Origin of the sequence: Streptomyces sp. NBC_00328 (assembly GCF_036139655.1) — a bacterium.
GTDB lineage: Bacteria > Actinomycetota > Actinomycetes > Streptomycetales > Streptomycetaceae > Streptomyces.
Map to the genome: position 1 here is coordinate 9,143,122 of NZ_CP108013.1, position 17,906 is coordinate 9,161,027.

Annotated in this window: 17 protein-coding genes and 2 pseudogenes; 7 read left to right on the forward strand and 12 right to left on the reverse strand. The window is 70.3% G+C overall.

Annotated elements, in window-relative coordinates; translation table 11 throughout:
• Nucleotides 1-227: 227 nt before the first annotated feature.
• Entirely contained in the window at nt 228-1,724 is a 1,497-nt protein-coding gene (locus tag OG485_RS40160; RefSeq protein WP_443048871.1) for a PepSY-associated TM helix domain-containing protein, read from the reverse strand.
• Nucleotides 1,725-2,134: 410 nt separating this feature from the next.
• Between OG485_RS40160 and OG485_RS40165 the strand changes: the two genes are divergently transcribed.
• The gene (locus OG485_RS40165) at nt 2,135-2,953 is read left to right on the forward strand and encodes an RNA polymerase sigma factor SigF (RefSeq protein WP_328673688.1); all 819 of its coding nucleotides are present in this window, start codon (nt 2,135-2,137) and stop codon (nt 2,951-2,953) included.
• A 170-nt stretch (nt 2,954-3,123) separates the two neighbouring features.
• On the opposite strand, the gene OG485_RS40170 is transcribed toward OG485_RS40165, so the two are convergent.
• The 4 genes from OG485_RS40170 to OG485_RS40185 all read right to left on the reverse strand — a co-directional run bounded on the left by OG485_RS40170 (nt 3,124) and on the right by OG485_RS40185 (nt 6,093).
• Nucleotides 3,124-3,660: a DUF2231 domain-containing protein gene (locus OG485_RS40170; protein WP_328673690.1), complete on the reverse strand. Its 537-nt coding sequence runs from the start codon at nt 3,658-3,660 to the stop codon at nt 3,124-3,126.
• Between the two features lie 203 nt (nt 3,661-3,863).
• Nucleotides 3,864-4,937 (reverse strand): glycoside hydrolase family 19 protein, encoded by a 1,074-nt coding sequence (locus OG485_RS40175; RefSeq protein ID WP_328673692.1) that lies wholly within the window; start codon nt 4,935-4,937, stop codon nt 3,864-3,866.
• Between the two features lie 281 nt (nt 4,938-5,218).
• On the reverse strand, nt 5,219-5,386 hold the full coding sequence (locus tag OG485_RS40180; RefSeq protein WP_328673694.1) for a hypothetical protein: 168 nt from the start codon (nt 5,384-5,386) through the stop codon (nt 5,219-5,221).
• Between the two features lie 257 nt (nt 5,387-5,643).
• Nucleotides 5,644-6,093, reverse strand: coding sequence for a MarR family winged helix-turn-helix transcriptional regulator (locus OG485_RS40185; RefSeq protein WP_328673697.1), 450 nt, complete (start codon nt 6,091-6,093; stop codon nt 5,644-5,646).
• Nucleotides 6,094-6,206: 113 nt separating this feature from the next.
• Here OG485_RS40185 and OG485_RS40190 point away from each other — a divergent pair, with 113 nt between their 5' ends.
• The 3 genes from OG485_RS40190 to OG485_RS40200 all read left to right on the forward strand — a co-directional run bounded on the left by OG485_RS40190 (nt 6,207) and on the right by OG485_RS40200 (nt 9,334).
• Complete coding sequence (locus OG485_RS40190; RefSeq protein WP_328673698.1) at nt 6,207-7,715, forward strand: MFS transporter; 1,509 nt, start codon at nt 6,207-6,209, stop codon at nt 7,713-7,715.
• Nucleotides 7,716-7,830: 115 nt separating this feature from the next.
• On the forward strand, nt 7,831-8,622 hold the full coding sequence (locus OG485_RS40195; RefSeq protein ID WP_328673700.1) for a maleylpyruvate isomerase family mycothiol-dependent enzyme: 792 nt from the start codon (nt 7,831-7,833) through the stop codon (nt 8,620-8,622).
• Nucleotides 8,623-8,767: 145 nt separating this feature from the next.
• Nucleotides 8,768-9,334 carry an AMIN-like domain-containing (lipo)protein gene (locus OG485_RS40200; RefSeq protein ID WP_328673702.1) on the forward strand — a complete coding sequence of 189 codons (567 nt, stop codon included), beginning with the start codon at nt 8,768-8,770 and terminating at the stop codon, nt 9,332-9,334.
• Between the two features lie 146 nt (nt 9,335-9,480).
• Here OG485_RS40200 and OG485_RS40205 read toward each other — a convergent pair whose 3' ends face one another.
• Nucleotides 9,481-10,221 (reverse strand): VOC family protein, encoded by a 741-nt coding sequence (locus OG485_RS40205; protein ID WP_328673705.1) that lies wholly within the window; start codon nt 10,219-10,221, stop codon nt 9,481-9,483.
• Nucleotides 10,222-10,317: 96 nt separating this feature from the next.
• Entirely contained in the window at nt 10,318-10,641 is a 324-nt protein-coding gene (locus OG485_RS40210; protein WP_328673707.1) for a DUF6191 domain-containing protein, read from the reverse strand.
• 312 nt (nt 10,642-10,953) lie between these two features.
• On the opposite strand from OG485_RS40210, the gene OG485_RS40215 reads away from it, so the two are divergent.
• Nucleotides 10,954-11,244 (forward strand): hypothetical protein, encoded by a 291-nt coding sequence (locus OG485_RS40215; protein ID WP_328673709.1) that lies wholly within the window; start codon nt 10,954-10,956, stop codon nt 11,242-11,244.
• A 226-nt stretch (nt 11,245-11,470) separates the two neighbouring features.
• Here the strand turns inward: OG485_RS40215 and OG485_RS40220 are convergent.
• Together OG485_RS40220 and OG485_RS40225 are read right to left on the reverse strand one after the other, a co-directional pair.
• Nucleotides 11,471-12,127, reverse strand: a pseudogene (locus OG485_RS40220) (IS5 family transposase); the annotation flags it as partial.
• Nucleotides 12,128-12,572: 445 nt separating this feature from the next.
• Nucleotides 12,573-12,965: a winged helix-turn-helix transcriptional regulator gene (locus OG485_RS40225; RefSeq protein ID WP_328673714.1), complete on the reverse strand. Its 393-nt coding sequence runs from the start codon at nt 12,963-12,965 to the stop codon at nt 12,573-12,575.
• A gap of 146 nt (nt 12,966-13,111) precedes the next feature.
• On the opposite strand from OG485_RS40225, the gene OG485_RS40230 reads away from it, so the two are divergent.
• Nucleotides 13,112-13,957, forward strand: coding sequence for an NAD(P)H-binding protein (locus tag OG485_RS40230; protein WP_328673716.1), 846 nt, complete (start codon nt 13,112-13,114; stop codon nt 13,955-13,957).
• 105 nt (nt 13,958-14,062) lie between these two features.
• Here the strand turns inward: OG485_RS40230 and OG485_RS40235 are convergent, their stop codons facing one another.
• Complete coding sequence (locus tag OG485_RS40235) at nt 14,063-14,674, reverse strand: DUF6197 family protein (protein WP_328673718.1); 612 nt, start codon at nt 14,672-14,674, stop codon at nt 14,063-14,065.
• A gap of 221 nt (nt 14,675-14,895) precedes the next feature.
• Entirely contained in the window at nt 14,896-15,621 is a 726-nt protein-coding gene (locus OG485_RS40240; protein WP_328673720.1) for a siderophore-interacting protein, read from the reverse strand.
• A gap of 136 nt (nt 15,622-15,757) precedes the next feature.
• On the opposite strand from OG485_RS40240, the pseudogene OG485_RS40245 reads away from it, so the two are divergent.
• Nucleotides 15,758-16,357: pseudogene (locus OG485_RS40245) on the forward strand (GNAT family N-acetyltransferase); the annotation flags it as partial.
• 208 nt (nt 16,358-16,565) lie between these two features.
• Here the strand turns inward: OG485_RS40245 and OG485_RS40250 are convergent.
• Nucleotides 16,566-17,882: a cytochrome P450 gene (locus OG485_RS40250; protein ID WP_328673721.1), complete on the reverse strand. Its 1,317-nt coding sequence runs from the start codon at nt 17,880-17,882 to the stop codon at nt 16,566-16,568.
• Nucleotides 17,883-17,906: the final 24 nt, after the last annotated feature.

Below are 17,906 nucleotides of genomic sequence, written 5' to 3' on the forward strand. Positions count from 1 at the left end.
CCGAAACGTGCCCATCCCCCGGCCGGGAAGGGCAATCGTCGCCAGGACCTGTCCAGTATCGCCGTTCAGGAGGCCGGGCGGAGGCAGACTCCGTGAGTGGTCCGGGCGCGCCGTCTCCCGGAACGGTCCTGGTACGAGGACGCCGTCCGGGTCGGGAGCGAGGTCCGGGCGTCGGTGGGGGCCGTCCGCGGGGGCGGGGGAGGGGTGACCGATGCCCGTCGTCCGGGTCAGCCCTCGGCGCCGGATCCGGCCGTGGGCGGTGTCACCGGCCGGCGGCGCCGCACGGCACCCACGACGAGGTCGGCGGCCAGGAACACGGCGAGGGGTACGCCGAAGAGAGGGAGCGCCCAGCCGAGCGCGATGACGGCCACGACGCCGGCCGCCAGGGCCCCGTACGGAATTCCGCGCCAGGCACCGCGGGCCGGCGGGGTGCCGAGCAGGGCACGGTGGCCGTCGCGGACGGGACGGCGCTGCCACCACATGCGGTAGCCCCAGACGATCATGCAGGTCAGGCCGATGGCCAGTACCGCCAGCAGGATCTGGTTGACGAGGCCGAACAGGGTGCCCATGTGGGCGCCGATGCCCCAACGCGTCAGCTTGGCCAGGACGGGCCAGTCGGCGAAGTCCACCCGGTCGACCACCTTCTCGCTCGAGGCGTCGACGGCGACGCTGTCGCGTCCGACCGGCCAGAGATTGCGGGTCTGCGACACGGTCCAGGCGGTCGTGTGGTCCTGCGGCACGCCGATGGCCACGGGGCCCGAGAGGCCGTCGCGCCGGGCCGCGGCAAGAACCCCGTCGATCGCCTTCGGGTCCCCACCCTGCGTGGCGTGCGAGCCCGTCCCGCCGCCGTGGTGGTGGCCGCCCTGCTCGTCGGCGGACGCGCCGGGCAGAGCGGTGGACACACCGGGCGTGCCGGAACGCAGCGCGTCCAGGGCCTCACCGAAGTGGGTGCCCGCGAAACGGGACCAGGTCAGGCCGGTCGCGGAGAGGGCCAGCAGACCTACGGCGAGCCACACACCCGTCGCCGCGTGCCAGCTACGGGTGCGGCGTACGCCCTTCTTGGCGGCGAGGTCGGGCAGCAGCAGACGTCGCGCGGTCCGGTTGCGGCGCTGTCGGCGCCACCAGAGGACCAGGCCGCCGAGGACGAGGACCCACAGCCAACTCGCCGCGATCTCCGAGTAGTACCGGCCGGCCGTGCCCAGGTGCAGGTTGCGGTGCAGGTCGTCCAGCCATGTCTTCAGGGGCGTGGATCCGTACCAGGTGGTCAGCTGTCCGGTGACCTTGCCCGTGTACGGGTCGACGTAGACGGTGTGCGCCCGCTCGCCCAGTCCGGGCAGCGCGAAGTCCACCTGCGTGGTCTCCTCCCCGGCTCCCGGGCGGACGGCGACGAGCGTGCCCTTCGGGTGACTGGCCCGCGCCGCGTCCACCTGCTCGGCCAGGGGCCGGGAGGTGTCGGCCGTGTGCGCGACGGTGAGCTCCTTGTCGTAGACGAGCGAGTCCAGTTGGGGGGTGAAGGTGTAGAGCAGACCGGTCACCGCCGCGACGAGGAGGAAAGGTGCCACCAGGACTCCGGCGTAGAAATGCAGTCGCGCCATCAGCGGCCCGAAGCCCGAGGGCTGTCGCGCCTGTCTCGATACAACGGCCGCGGTGTCTTCGCGCTCGGGTATGTCGGTGACCTCCTCGCTCGGGGCGGGCAGGTCGGGGGCATCGGAGTTGACGGACAAAATCCCACCTCGTTCTGTGTCGACCACGCGCGACGCCGCTCCTCGGTCCGAGACGGCGGGCGCCCGGCAGACGACCGAGCCGCGGCGTCCCTCCAGCGGCCTGTCGTGGCCGTGTGATGAAGCAGTCGGACGGGTGAGCCCTCCAGTTCCCGTGACGATCCGGAATGTGCGCCAGAAATAGCCGGACAGCGCGGGCCCCGCCGTCACGCTTCACGGCCAGCCGGCTCCTCCGTGTCACATTGTCCTGATATGGGTTTATCGTTCCGATGGCAGGGGACGGGAAGAGGAGTGCTTCGGATAAAAGGCACGTCCGTGAGAGCGCGCGCTCCAGCGCACGGCTGTGTCTTGAACTCGGGTGCGCCCCACGGTGTTTCTGTCCGGTCAGCGGCCCTTGAGGGAGCTGTCAGCACATGACCTGCACTGTGACCACGCAACGTCGTCGGCACGACGACTCCCCGGAAACCGACGCGGCCTTCTCGCACCTCTCGGGACTCCCCGACGGGCGCGAGCGGCAGGCCCTGCGCGACGAGATCGTCGAAGCCTGGATGCCGATGGCGGAGCGTATCGCCGGCAAGTACCGCGGCAGGGGTGAATCCGTCGAGGATCTGACCCAGGTCGCCGCTCTGGGCCTGGTGAAGTCCGTGGACCGGTACGACCCCGGGCGGGGCAACGCCTTCGAGAGCTACGCGGTCCCGACCATCGTCGGTGAGATCAAGCGCCACTTCCGCGACCACATGTGGGCCGTGCACGTGCCACGCCGGGTCCAGGAGGCGCGCAACAAGGTCCGGGGGGCCGTGAAGGACCTGGCGCCGACGAACTCGGACCGACAGCCCGGCGTCGTCGAGATAGCCGAGTACGCGCAGCTGAGCGAGGACGACGTGCGCGCGGGCCTGGAGGCCCTGGACAGTTTCGCGACCCTGTCACTGGACGCCCGGCTCACCGACGGCGACCACGGATACTCCCTGGCGGACGCGCTGGGGGAGCCCGACACCGGGTTCGACCTCGTCGTGGACCGAGAGGCTCTGAAGCCCGCCCTGGCCAGGCTGCCCGAGCGCGAGCGGACGATCCTCTACCTGCGGTTCTTCCGTGACATGACGCAGAGCTGTATCGCCGAGCGGCTGGGCGTCTCGCAGATGCACGTCTCGCGCCTGCTCAGCAGCTGCTGCGCCTCCCTGCGCGAGGAGGTGCTCGCGGACGCGTCCGGGGCCGGAGATTCCCCCCGCCCGTGAACCGTCGCCCACGGGCGTCCTGACGAACCGTCACCACCGGGGCGCCGCGACTTCCGCCACTGAACGGGGGGCGGCCAGGGCCTGTCGTTCGGGTCAGGTGGCGTCGAGGTGCCCCGCGTCCCGCCGCATGAGGCGCCCCGCGTCCCGCCGCGTGATCCGAACGGCGGGGCCTACGCCGCCGGCCACGCACCCACGGCCTGCCGGTAGGCCACGTGCCTGCCCAGCGCGCCGGTGACGGCGACCGCCGCCAGCCCGCCCAGCGACCACAGCCTCCCCCTCGCCGTGCGGTGGCGGAGCCGTGCCGTCAGGGACGCGGCGAAGAGGACCACCGTGGCCACGTTCGCGGCGGCGTGGGCCAGTCCGACGCGCGCCTGCTCGGGCGGCAGGTCCGCCCAGTCGACCCACCCGCTGATCGCCGCCGGGGCGACCCCGGCCAGCCCGACGGCCGTCAGAGTCGTCGCGGCGCGCTGCCCCGCCGGCATGACGTCCATGACGGCGGCCGACAGCCAGCAGCCGATCGGGACCTGCACCAGGACCGGATGCACGGGATGGCCCAGTGGCCTGCCGTGCAGCAGATCGCGGGCCGCGCCCAGCGGCAGCGAGCGGATCCCCCGCTGCAACTTCTGGATCACGGGGTCCGCCGCCTCCGACCGCTCGATGCGGGCCAGTCCGGTCAGCCATCGGGCCGAGACGCCGTCCGACGCCAAAATCGTCCGAGTATCCAGAGAAATGTCCGGATCGTATGCGTTCATACCAGACGACTACCCGGCGCGAGGGCACTCTCCCACCCGCCGCTCGTGTGGCGTGGGGGTGTTTCCGGGTAGTGCTGCGGTCGGGAAGGGCCCGGCAGGCAGAAGGTGCGCCGCGGCGGCGACGCACCTCCTGCTCTACGCGCTCATCCCTCGGTCTGTCAGCAGGAGAGGTTGGCTCCGGGCGTGACGCCGAGGATCGATGTGAAGCGCTGGTACGCGTCGACGCGGCTCTGCACCTGCGCGGGGTTCTTGCCGTCGCACTCCAGCGAGCCGTTGATGCTGCGGATGGTCTGGCCGAATCCGGCGCTGTTGACCATCGCGTTGTGGGGGGTCATGGTGCCGGGGCCCGACTGCGTGTTCCAGTACCAGAGGCCGGTCTTCCAGGCGACGGCGGCGTCGGTCTGGACGAGGTTGGGGTTGCCCAGCAGGTCGATGCCGAGCGCGTCACCCGCGGCCTTGTAGTTGAAGTTCCAGCTGAGCTGGATCGGCCCGCGTCCGTAGTACGCCGACTGGCCGGCCGGGCAGCCGTAGGGCTGGCTCCAGTCGCAGTAGTGCGAGTAGTTGGCGGTGTTCTGCTCCACCACGTAGACCAGGCCGCCGGTCTCGTGGTTCACGTTGGCGAGGAACGCCGCCGCTTCCTGCTTCTTGACGGTGTCACTGCCGCTGTTGGCGAAGCCGGGGAACGAACTCAGGGCGGCCTTGAGGCCGTTGTAGGTGTAGAAGGAATTCCGGCTCGGGAACATCTGGTTGAACTGCGCCTCGCTCACGACGAAGCCGTCGGAGGGATTGGTCGAGCCGCCGTCACAGGAGTACGGCTCCCAGAACCAGGTGCTGATGACCGGGTCGTACCCCGGGTTGTCGTGCTCCGCGATGTAGGCCTTTCCGTCGGTGTACCGGACGATGTTGCCGGTGACGTAGGACCTGCCGGCGACCCAGTCCGGGTAGCTCGAACAGGACCCGCCGGACGGGTTCGTCGGGCCGCTGTCGCAGGAGTAGGGGTCCCAGTACCAGGTGCTGATGGTGGGGTCGTAGCCGGGGTTGTCGTGTTCGGCGATGTAGGTCTTGCCGTCGGTGTACCGGACGATGTTGCCGGTGGCGTAGGACGTGCCGGCGGCCCAACTCGGGTAACTCGCACAGGAGGCGGCGGAGGCGCTCGTAGCCGGCAGCAGCAGCGGTGCGGTGGTTCCGATCAGGAGCGCGGCCAGGACGGCAGGCATGCGGCGTTGTGACACGGGATCAGTCCTTCGTGGAGCAAGGCCGCGACGCGGACAGGGCGGAGCCGTGGGCGCACGCCGACGAGAGCCGACGCCGCGCGGTCCGGGGCGACCGTGGTGGGGGGTGTGGAGCCACACTCAACCGCTTTGGTCTGTACCAGTCAAGACGACGAACGATGGCGCCCAAAACTGTTGGCGAAAAGGCACCGCACAACCGGAATGTGACCAACTGCCTTGAGGGCCGCGGTGGTTGACCCCAGTGGTGGATGCGGCCCTGACGTCCGGCGGTTCCCGCCGCGTCACCCCGGGGGGAGGGGTTCGACGGGAGCGGTGGCACGGAGTGCGGCGCTCTGCAGTGCCGTGATGCGCTCGATGACGAGTCCCGGCAGTACGGCCGCCGCGATCATGAGGGACCCGGCCGTCACGAGCAGGGCCATCGACCCCTGGGCCACGTAGGTCGTCGTCATGACCGCCGGCCCGTGCCCGATCCGGGCGGCCCGCCATGGAGTCACCAGCCGGACGTCTCGCTGCCTCGAAGGAGCGGGTGCTGGTACAGCGGTCGCTGGGGCGGAGTGATCATAGAGTCCGACCGCCGCACGCGCGTGCGATTTCGAGTACGGGGCCCAGGGCTACGTCCCCGACGGGCGTCGGCCGTTCACCGGCCGGCGAAGGCTGCCGGAACGCGAGCGGGTTCACCCCGGCCCGCACGGGAAACCTCGGACGCTCAGGCGCTCGGTCGGAGAGGGGCGGGCTGTGTGGTGAAGGCGCGTTCCAGGAGGGCGTAGAGGGTGTCCCGCTCCTCCTCGCTGAGCCTGTCCAGGCCGGCGCGCGTGGTGTCCATCTTCGCGCGGATCACATCGATGACGCGTTCGCCCTCGGCGGTGAGGACGACGTTCTTGACGCGCCGGTCGGTGGGGCTGGGCTCGCGCCGTACCAGACCGCGCTTCTCCAACCGGTCGATGATCCCCGTCATGTTGGAGGCGTCGCAGGTCAGGATGGTGGCGAGGGCGCGCATCGCGGCCGGACCCCGGCGCAGCACGTTGAGCGTCTTGCCCTGGCTGGCGGTGAGGTTCTCGCTCGCCGCGGCCACCGTGAAGTCGCCGTAGTAGGCCCCGAGCGACACCGACAGGAGCTCCATGAGCTGGTCCGTGTTCACGCCGCTGGTTCCTGTCATGTGGGTCACCTTACGCCAGGAAGTTTGACCATCTCAAATATTGACGGCTACGGTCAGCTATTGCTTGAAGTTCTCAAGCATCGAGGTTGTTAAGTAGTTAGGGCAGACTTTCCGTGTCTCACACACAGCAAGCGGCGTCGACGAGGTCCTCCGGGCACACCGGGATCGTCCTGGTGCTCGGGCTCGCCGCCATGGTCGTCTCGATGATGCAGACCCTGGTCGTCCCGATCCTGGGGATGATCCAGAGCGACCTGAACGCCGGCACGGCGAGTGTCAGCTGGGTGACCACCGCCACCCTGCTGTCCGCCGCCGTGTTCACCCCGCTCCTCGGCCGCTTCGGTGACCAGCACGGCAAGAAGCCCACGCTCGTCGGTGTGCTGGTCGTGATGATCGCCGGGTCGGTGCTCGCCGCCACGACGACCTCGCTGACCTGGCTGATCGTCGGGCGGGTGATGCAGGGGGCGGCCACCGCGATCTTCCCGCTCGCCCTCTCCGTGCTGCGTGAGGAGATCGCGCCGGAGAAGCTGCACGGAGCGATGGCCCTGGTCAGCGGCACACTCGCGTTCGGCAGCGGACTCGCCCTGGTCGGCGCGGGCCTCCTCACCCAGGGTTCCCACCCCGACTACCACCGGCCCTTCTGGCTGGCGGTCGTCCTCGCCGTGGTGGCGCTGGTGGGCGTGCTGTTCATGGTGCCCGCTTCCCGGACGAAGACGGGTGGACGGACGGACTGGCTGGGCGCGCTGACCCTCGGCATGCTGCTGGTGCTCCTCCTGCTGCCCATCTCGCAGGGGCACGAGTGGGGCTGGACGTCCGGCCGTACGCTCGGCACGTTCGCCGCGGCGGTCGTCATGGCGGGCGTGTGGGTGTTCACCGAGAACCGGGTCAAGGAACCGATGGTGGACATGAAGATGTTCGTCCACCGGCCCGTTCTCTTCACCAACCTGGCGGGGCTGCTGCTGGGATTCGCGATGTTCACCCAGTTCATCGGCGTCTCCTACCTCGTGCAGATGCCCGATGACCTGGTCGGCTACGGCTTCGGCGCCTCGGTGCTCGCCGCGTCCGTCGTCTATCTGCTGCCGACCACGCTCGTCTCCCTGGTCGGCGCCCAGTTCGGCGGGGTGCTGGTGCGCAGGCTCGGCGCCCGCGTCACGCTGGCCGCCGGGGCCTGCTTCGGAGTGCTCGGCTTCACCTGGCTGACCGCCGCGCACGACACCAGCGCCTCGGTCATCGGAGCGGGCATGCTCATCGGTCTGGCGATCAGCTTCGGTTACGCCTCCATGCCCGCCCTCATCGTCGCCGGCGTCCCGGCCCACCAGACCGGTATCGCCAACGGCATCAACTCCATCTCCCGCTCCGTCGGCAGCGCCGTCGCGAGCGCGGTGATCACATCGCTCCTGGCGTCGAAGTCCGTACCACTGCCGGCCGGCATGCCCGTCCTGCCCCAGGAGAGCCAGTTCACGCTGAGCTTCGCCATCGCCGGAGGGGCGTTCGTCCTGGTCGTCGTCGTCGCCCTCGTCGGTCTCAAGGCGGCACACGCGCCGCGCACACCCGTGGTGCGCAAGGCTGCCGCCCCCGAGACCACGGAGCTCGCGGCGGCCGGGGCCGAGGCCACGTCCGTGTGATCTGCCCCTCGCCGCTCAACGCCCCGCGCGTATCAGCCGGTTCGGGCAGGGTCACGACCGCGCCGTCGGCTGCTCGGCGGAACCGAACTTCCCCTCGTAGAAAGGCACTCCAGCGATGATGCCCTCGGACAGCCGTGAACGCGGGGCGACTCCGGTCGACCACCGCGCCGCGATCACAGCGCAGACCGCCCGGTTCGTCGCGGCGCTCAAGAACGCCGATCCGGCCACCGAGGTGCCGAGTTGCCCCGGCTGGACGCTGGCGGACCTGGTCCGGCACACCGGCAGCGCCCAGCGCTGGTTCTCGGCTCTCCTGCACGCCCGCGTCCAGGAGCCCCCGCGAAGTCGCGACGTGGACCTGCGACTTCCCGACCGGTGGGACGGCTACGCCGACTGGCTGGCCGAGAGCGCGACGGTGGCCGCGGAGGCCTTCGCGGCCACCGACCCGGACCTTCCCATGTGGGCATGGGGTGTGGATCAGCACGCCCGCTTCTGGGCGCGCCGGATGCTCTTCGAGACCCTGATGCACAGGGTCGACGCCGAACTGGCGCTCGGCCTGCCGCCCACGATCGACCGCCCGTCGGCGGTCGACGGCATCGACGAATTCCTCGTCAACCTGCCGTTCGCCGCTTCCTTCGCACCCACGGTCGCCAACCTGCGCGGTCCCGACAGGACCATCCGCTTCCAGGCGGCCGACGGTGACGGCGACTGGCTGGTGCGCCTGCGGTCCGACGGCTTCGGGCTCGACGCGTCCGGGGCGGCAGCCGGATCCGCCGACGCGACCGTTCGGGGAACCGCGGCCGACCTGCTGCTCCTCGTCTACGGCCGCCTCCCCTATGAAGCGGAGGTCATCACCTGCGACGGGGACGAGGGCCTGCTGACCCTCTGGTTCGACAACTCGGCCTTCTGAAAGGCCGGTTGGGGCGGGCGGCCGGTGAAACAGGCTCCGGGTGCGGAAGCGAGCCACTCGTTTCGGGGCGGTCCGTACAACCAAAACCGTGACCGTCATGTCGTACATGGCAGGGAATCGAGAGCCCCAACCACAAGGGGGAACCATGCGTACGAGACGATCCATGGCGGTGCTGGCCGCCCTGACGATGGCCGGGGTGGGTGCGGTCGTGGCCGCGCCCACGCCGGCGGGCGCGGCCACGGCGGCGGTCGCGTGTCCGACCGGCTGGGGCAGCCTTCCGAAGACCGCGGCGGACGCCGACAACGGGTCACTGACCGACATCAGGACCGGTCAGCACGACTGCTACGACCGCGTGGTCTTCGACGTACCCACCGCCGGCACCACGCCGATCGGGTACACCGTGCACTACGTCGACGCCTTCATCCAGGACCCGTCCGGCGTTCGCATTCCGGTCTCCGGCGGGGCGATCCTCGAGATCCTGGTGTCCGCACCTTCGTACAACCCGGAGACCGGCACCGTGACCTACCCCGGCCGAGGCGGCCAGCCCCTTCCGGGCGTCGACCTGACCGGCTACCGGACCTTCCGGGACGCGAAGTTCGGAGCCAGCTTCGAGGGAGTCACGCAGGTGGGACTCGGTCTTCGGGCCCGGCTGCCGTTCCGGGTGACGCAGCTCTCCGATCGCCTGGTGATCGACGTCGCGCACACTTGGTGAGGAGTCGTCGTCGGCCGCGTCCGGGCCGGTGACGAGACGCGAGTGGGGCGTGGGCGTCCGGCGAGCACCGGCGCCCGGCGGCCCGCTCGCGTCCGACTCGTTCGATGCCCGCCCGGCCCGATGCCGGGCGCCGTCGACGCGCCGCGTCAGGACAGGGCGAGGACGCAGAACTCGTGGCCCTCCGGGTCGGTGAGGCACGTCCACGGCACCTCGCCCTGGCCGACGTCCAGATCGGTGGCGCCGAGGGCCCGCAGCCGCGCCACCTCGGCCTCCTTGTCGTCGCCGGGATACGGCAACAGGTCGATGTGGACGCGGTCCGGCACGCTCTTCACGTCGGGCGTGCGGACGAACTCGAGATACGGGCCGACGCCCTTGGCTGACCGCAGCGTCGCATGATCGTCGGCGACCTCGTGCAGGGTCCAGTCCGTCGCCTCACTCCAGAACCGGGCCATGGCCCGCGGATCCACGCAGTCGACCACCACCGCGGCGATCGGCCCGGTGTCCAGGTAGACCTGCCGAGGCTCCAGCACGCAGAACTCGTTGCCTTCCGGGTCGGCGAGGACCGTCCACGGCACGTCCCCCTGGCCCACGTCGACGGGCGTCGCGCCGAGCGTCCTCAAGCGCTCGACCAGCTCTGCCTGCTGGGCCGCGGAGGTGGTGGCGAGATCGAGGTGCACACGGTTCTTCGTCGGCGTCCTGGGCTCCGGCACCGGAACGACGTCGATGCCGAGGACGACCGGGTCCGGCCACACGGGGCCGCCGGGAGGTCCGACATAGGTGGTCACACCGGGGTCGTACGCGGTCCAGCCGAGCGCCTCCGCCCAGAAGCGGCCGACCGCCGAGCTGTCGAGAGCCTTGACGATCACGTGAACAGGTCGCAGTGCCATGCCGCCGATCCTATGCACGCGCTCTGCGTCGGCCCGCTTCAGCGGCATCAAGGCTCGCCGGGGCGCGGGTCAGCACGCCGGCACGGTGCGGCGGGGCTACCGCCGGCCGGCGACGGGCATCCGGATGACCGCCGTTCCTCCGTCCAGATCCACCGTCGTCCGGTTCGGCGGTGCCCCGTCCTCCTCGTCGTCGCGCAGCAGCAGAGCCGACTGGAGTTCCTTCAGCTCGGTCTGTTTGCCCGGTGAAAGGCTCGCGTGCAACTGCTCGAACCCGGTCGCCGATATCTGACCCTGCCGTGCCGCGTTGCGCCACGGCAGCAGTCCGGCCTTGCTCGCTCGCAGCAGGAGCTGATCGACGAAGGACAGAGCGGTCAGCAGGATGACCAGCCCGGGCAAGGTCATGAAGACGAGGAATGCCATGCCCTGAGTATTCCCTCGGTACCCGGCGGTGTCACCGTCGGCCTGGGGGTCGGCCCACCCGGAAGAGTGTCAGGTCCATCATGCCTGCTCGGGGGGCGTTCGCGGTAGGACGGAGCGCACGTCCGTTCGGTCTTGGCACAGGTACCGGACTGCCCGCAGACTCGTCGTCATCCACTCACCGGCATGCGTGCCGGCGCCCATGTCGGGCTGCCGGCGCGTTCGTTGTGCTGTCCCGTCGTGTGCCGGGGCGGCCCGGGAGTGGTGGAGCGAGGGGGATTGATGGATCAGGACATGGTTATGCGGGCGAGGGTCATGTTGCTGAGTGCCAACAAGCGGGTGGTGCGAGGGGTCGCGGGGCTGTGGATCTACCGGACCCTGACACCGGTCGAGCCGGAGGTGTACGGGTCGAAGCTGGCGTACGTGCTGGTGGAGGCCTGCGCCTCGCCGCTGGTGCGGGACCTGCCTGAGCAGCGGATGGCTCTGCTGGACGAGGCGGTGGAGGTGGCGACGGCCCTGAGTCCCGCGAACCCGTTCCGGGACAAGGTGCTGGCAAGGGCGCTGACCGCCAGGCGGCGCGAAGTCGAGGGGCCTTCGGTGTCGTAGCGGAGCTCGCGAGGGGCTGGACGATCAGTCAAGTCCCGTAACCCGTCGGCTCGTTGGAGCCCTGCTGCCGCCCCGGAACGCGCGTTCCGGGGCGGCAGTGCAGGTCGGCTTCCGGGGGCGGGGCTCAGTGCTCCCGGACCCATCCGCCGACGCGGCCCGCCGACGAAGGACGTACCCGGGTCGAACTCTCCCGCTGCCGGGGCACTAAGCCGTGTCTGACAAATGATCACCTGGCGGGTTCACGGAGCCAGAGGACAAGGGAGGTCAGGACGAGTCCGGCGCGGTAGCGGTCGCCGAGTTTGTCGAATCTGGTGGCGGTCGCGCGGAACTGCTTCAAGCGAGCAAAGCATCGTTCGACCACGTTGCGATCGCGGTAGGCGGTCCGGTCGAAGGCGGGTGGCCGACCACCGGAGGTTCCGCGCCGTCGGCGGTTGGCGGCCTGGTCCCGGCGCTCGGGGATCGTGGCGACGATGCCCCGGCGCCGTAGCAGGTGGCGGATCGCCCGGCTGGAGTAGGCCTTGTCGCCCAGCACGCGGTCTGGTGTCGTGCGCGGCCGGCCCGTTGTGGCGCGCGGGATGCGGATCCCGTTGAGGACCTGGACGAACGTGGTGGCGTCGTTGACGTTGCCGGGCGTGAGCACGATGGACAGCGGCGGACCCCGGCCGTCGACGGCCGGGGTGGACCTTGGTGGTCAGTCCGCCGAGGGACCGGCCGAGGGCCTGACGCGCCCGTGAGCTGCCCGGATCTTCCAGTTCATCCCCGTCTGTGGCCCCTTTTCGCGGGCGCCGGCGGCGTGCTGGTGAGCACGGTTGATCGTGGAGTCGACGGCGACGGTCCACTCCACCAGGCCCACGGCATCGTCGCGGACCTGGACCTGCTCCAGCGGTTCTATTCGCTCCCACGCCGCGTCAGTCAACTCAGCCCTACCAGCCACAAGATCAATTATCGGGCGATCCCTGGCCTGAATCAGGCGCGAAGTTCGGCACGAAGAGGCTCAGCCGGAAGGTAGTCGCCTGCACCAGGCGCCCACAGAACATGTCCGCCCGCACCGCCGTCCAGTCGATTTGCGTGTCCGAGGCTCGGAGACGGTGGATGTGAGCACGCCATTGCGACTCGTCCTGAGTCTCGAAGAGCACCTCCCAGCGACCCGCGTCAGGCGCGAAGCGAGCGGCCGCCCGTCGCGCCTCGTCCTGCTGCTGACGTTGCCTCTGACGTTTCCTCTTCCTCTGCCCTGGCACCAGTCCAGCATCGCTGACCCCCACCATCGCAGCAAGGCCATTTCCTGCTGCTCGAAACCAGCACGACGTTGATCATTTGTCAGACAGGCACTAGCGGGGTGGGTCGGTGTCGTAGTCGTTCCGGGCCTGTTCGACCTTGTCCAGGTTGGCGGCGGCCCATCCGGCGAGGTGGGCGAAGAGCGGGGCCAGGCTGCGGCCAAGCTCGGTGATGTCGTACTCGACCCGAGGAGGGACTTCCGGGTGGTACGTACGGACGACCATGCCGTCGCGTTCCAGTTGCCGCAGCCGCTGGGTCAGCACCTTCGGCGTGATCGTGCCGATCCGTCGTTCCAGCTCCACGAAACGCAGTCGGCCGTGCGAGTTGAGGGTCCACAGGATCGGTGTGGTCCACCGGCTGAACACGATGTCCACAACCGCACTGGTCGGACAGGCGAGTTGAGGGTCGGCCGCATCGGCTGCCACCCAGTCGGTGTTGCCGGCCATGAGCACCCCTAGGGATAGTCGCTTTCCTCTAGGTACCTACTATATCCACGCTGTTAGCGTCCCCGTGTCGCCCGGAGAACAGCTCTCCGCGACGGTCCCGCCCACTCGGGCGCGACAACCATGCTGAATCGACACGGGAGTTGTTCATGTTCGTAGTGACGGGGGCAACCGGCAACGTCGGCCGATCGCTCGTCCGGACCCTTGCGGCAAACGGTGTGCGGGTGACCGCGACATCCCGGGGAATCTCGGACGCGGATGTGCCGGAGGGCGTCGGGTACGCGCGGGCCGACCTGGCCGATCCTGAGAGCCTTCGGCCCGTGTTCGACGGAGCCGACGCGCTGTTCCTGCAGAACGGGGGACCCGGCGCGCACCTGCTGAGCCCACGGGACATCCTCGACGTCGCCAAGGCCGGCGGGGTCGGGCGGGTCGTCCTGCTGTCCTCCCAGGGAGTCGCGACCCGACCCGGGTCGGCCTCGCACGGGGAGACGGGGCGCTCCATCGAGGACGCGGTCCGGGAATCAGGACTGGCCTGGACGATCCTGCGGCCCGGAGGCTTCGACTCCAACGCGTACGCGTGGGCCGAGTCGGTCCGCGCCCGGAGGGCCGTCGCGGCTCCGTTCGCCGACATCGGCCTGCCGACCGTCGACCCGGACGACATCGCCGAGGTCGCCGCGGTCACCCTGCGCGAGGACGGCCACGCCGGACGGATCTACGAGCTGACCGGGCCCGCTCTCGACACCCCCCGCCGGCAGGCCGAGGCGATCGCCGACGCGCTCGGCGAACCCGTCCGGTTCATCGAACTGTCCCGCGAGGAGGCCCGCGCGCAGATGCTCGGGTTCATGCCCGAGCCCGTGGTCGAGACCACGCTGGCGATCCTCGGTGAGCCCACCCCGGCCGAAGTGCGCATCAGCCCCGACGTCGAGCGGATCCTCGGCCGCGAACCGGGTGCCTTCGCCGACTGGGCCCGCCGTCACATCGCCGCTTTCCGGTGAGAGTGCTGGGGCCGGCTACGCCTCGGGCATGACCGAGGACCTCGGGGCAGCCCCGGCCCTCGCTGACGGCGACCGCGGCTCTGCCTCGCCGGGTCGGTCCGCGTTTCAGAGGCCGCGTGCGTCGGCCAGGACCGCGGCCTGCTCCAGCATGCGGGTCGGCTCGCGGCCGTTGCCCCAGGCGTCGTTGAAGGACGGTACGGACTCCACGTGCGGGCCGAACTGTCTGCGGATCGCCTCCAGCAGCACGGCCATGGCCTGTGCCTCGACAGGGCGGTCACCGCCCGACTCCCTGAGGATCGCGCCCAGCGAACACAGGCGGCCGTCGTCGTCGGTCAGGGCTCCCGCGCACCAGCCGTCCGTCCGCAGCCGCAGTGAAGCGCGGTGCAGGAGGCCCGCGACGGGGGTGGCGTGCGGGGCGAGCCCCGGGGGAGCGCTGGGGACGGGAGGGGCCGGGAGGGGTGCGGTGGGAGCCGTCGGGGCTCCGATCCGGGACCAGTCGACCGGGGTCGTCTCGATGTGCGCGGTGTTGACCTCGTAGGCGACGGCCGCCTGTGCGAGACGGGCGTCCATCTCCGTTTTGACCGCGGCCAGGCGGGCCTCCAGACCGTCGCCCGGCTGTCGCTCGGGCGCGGGCTGTGCGGCTACCGGCGGGGCGATGCCGACGGGTCCGGATGCGGCGGCTTGATCGGCGGCGAGGGTGCGTGTGGGGGACTGCATGAAGGATGGATTCCTGGCACGCCCCGAGTTCAGCGCCGCCGAACGGGCGGTACCGGGCGCGGGGCGCGCCAGGACAGTGGAGCGGGTGGCCGGGCGGCCCACGGCTCGGTCAGGTCGCGGCCGGGCGGTTGCGCGGACGGCGGACCCGGTTGCCGTACCTGCGGTACCCGCTGTACTGGCCGTACCCGCCGTACCCGCCGTGCCTGGTCACGCGGGTGCGCTCAGCTCGCCCGCCAGTAGCCGAGCGCGCTGACCCGCTGCTTGGGTACCGACAACTCCTTGCGGACATGTGCCGACAGCGCGCGCGTGGTCGCCGTGTCGCACGCGATCCACACATACGGCTGAGGACTGTCCTTCAGCAGCTCGGGAAGGGCCACCTTCACCTCGTCGACCAGCCCGCGCCCGGCGTCCCGGCGCGCCACCTGCCGTACGTCGTGGTGCGTGGCGGCCCGGTACGGCAGGCCCTCCAGGCTGCCCTCGAACCAGATCGTCGCGGGGACCGGGCCCAGTGCTGTGAGCAGGGAGTTGAGGGCGGGCAGGGAGGCGGGGTCGGCCACGGCGATGACGTGTGAGGGCGCGGGTTCGGGGTGCTCGAAGCCGGTGCCCTGGATTGTCGCCTCGATGGTGTCCCCGGGCTTCGCCGCCCTGGCCCAGTCGCTCGCGCATCCCTCGTGCAGGGCGAACTCCAGACTGAAGGTGCCGGCCGCCGGATCCGGGTCGACCAGGGTGTACGCCCGCTGGTGGGGCCGGCCCGCGTTGTCGAACCACAGCCGCACCCACATCGTCGGGTGGACGCCGGTCACCGCGAGCATGCCTCCGTCGGTGAAGTGCAGCCGGCGGTACTCCGCGGTGACGTCCTCCGAGCCCGTCACGGTGAACACGTAGTCCTTCGCACGCAGCAGTTTGAGAACCGCGCCTTCCCAACCCCGCCCCTGTGCCTGCCCCATTGCCTGCTCACCTTCCGGTACGACTTCACCCTGGCGTTTAATTAGGTGAGCCTAACCTAATATGACCGAGTGGCGCACAGGAGGGTCACAGGAAACCGCCGGGTCACGACTGTCGCCGGCTGAACGAGGGAGACCGATGTCCGACACATACGCCACGCGAGCGGCCCTGCACGAGCAGTTCGTCGACGGCTACGGCGCCGTCCGTGTCCTGGCCCTGGACGCGCGGCTCGACGGCCCGGTGATCCACGGCTGGGTGAACGCGGACAGGGCGGCCTTCTGGGGCATGAGAGACCTGGCCGAGGATCAGGTCATCGCGATATACGCCCACATGGAAACACTCGACACCCACCACGCCCACCTGCTCGTGAAGGACGGCGAGCCGGTCGCGCTGCTGCAGACGTACGAACCGGCGGCCGACCGGGTCGGCGCGTGCTACCCGGTCGAACCCGGTGACATCGGCGTCCATCTGCTGATGGCGCCGGCCGGACCCGGAGGCGGGCGTCCCGGCTGGACCACGGCACTGCTGAGCGCGGCGGCGTCGTACGTCCTGCTGGGCCTGGACCGCGACCGCGTCGTGGTCGACCCCGACGTACGCAACGAGAGAGCCATCGCCCGCTTCCGCCGCCAGGGCTTCACCCCGGGCCCGGTGGTCGTTCTGCCGGAGGTCGACCTTCCCGACGTCCACCTCCCCGAGAAGCGTGCCCAACTCGCCTTCCTCGCCCGGGAGACGGTGTTCCCGGACCGGGTGGCGGAACAGACAGGTCCGGCGGACGCCACGGCGAGTGCCTCCCCGTCGGGCCCGCCGCCCGGCGGTGGCTTCGGCCGGCTCCACCTGGTTACGGACCACTGACGACGAGTTCGGGTCTCCGGAGGCTGTCCCCCGCCCGGCTGGGCGGGGGACAGCCGTGGCGCGTGTCGCGGAGTGCGTCCGCGGGCCACTTCCGTCAGGCGAGCGTGACCTCGACCGGCAGTTTCTTGATGCCGTTGACGAAGTTGGACAGGACGCGGGGCGCGTCGCCGGCCAGCTTGATGTCGGCGATCCTCGGGATCAGCTCCTCGAACATGATGCGGATCTCGGTGCGGGCGAGCAGGTTGCCCAGGCACAGGTGCGGGCTGCCCTTGCCGAAGGTGATGTGATCGTTGTTCGTGCGCGTGACGTCGAAGTCGTACGGGTTGCCGAAGACCTCCTCGTCACGGTTGCCGGAGGCGAACCACATCACCACCTTGTCGCCCTCCTTGACCTGCTTGCCGCCGAGCTCGACGTCGCGGGTGGCGGTGCGGCGGAAGTGGTAGACGGGGGAGGCCCAGCGCAGGAACTCCTCGACCGCGCCCGGGATGAGGGACGGGTCGTCCTTGAGGCGGGCCAGTTGCTCGGGGTGCTGGAGGAGCGCCAGCATCGAGTGCGAGATGGTGTGGCGGGTGGTCTCGTTGCCGGCGACGACCAGAAGCAGGAAGTAGTTGTCGAAGTCCTGCGCGGAGAGCGGGATCCCGTCGCGCGGAACGGTGTTGACCAGCTGGGAGACCAGGTCCGTACCGTTGCCGCCGCGGCGCTGCCGGGCCAGTTCGCGCCCGTACTCGAAGACTTCGAGGGAGGCGGGCGAACGGAACGGCAGATCGCGGTACTTGTCGCTCTCCGCGCTGTGCAGCAGCACGTCCGCGTAGTCGGGGTCGGTGTTGCCGATGATGCGGTTGCCCCAGTCGATGAGCTGCTGGTTGTCCTCCGGCGGCACGTCGAGGAGGCGGGCGAGGACGTTGATGGGGAAGTCGGCGGAGACGTCGGCGACGAAGTCGAAGGTGCCCTTGGCCAGGGCGGCGTCCAGGGTCTGCGCCGTCAGACCGCGCAGGAAGTCGCCGTAGCTGTTGATGACGCTCGCGCCGAACTGGCGCTGGATGACGCTGCGCATCGCGCGGTGCCGGACACCGTCCAGCTCCAGGATGGACGCCCGCTTCTTGATCTGGTCGTCGTCGACCTCTTCGAGATTGACGAACCTCGAAGAGGTGAAGGTCTCCGCGTCGCGGTCCACGGTGGCGATGTCCGCGTGCCGGGTGACCGCCCAGAAGCCGGAGTTGGGGGCCTCCTCGGGCTGCCAGTGCACCGGGTCCTCGTGGCGCAGGGTGTGGAACATGCGCCAGGGCTTGATGCCGTCGGCGAAGTTGTCGAGGTTCGCGAGGTCGACCTCTTCGAGCGGCAGCGGCTCGGCGAGGGCGGCGCGCAGTTCGGCCTGGGTGGTGGGCGTGGCGGGAACGGTGGGGCTGGTCATGGTGGTTCTCCTGGGCCGGGCTTC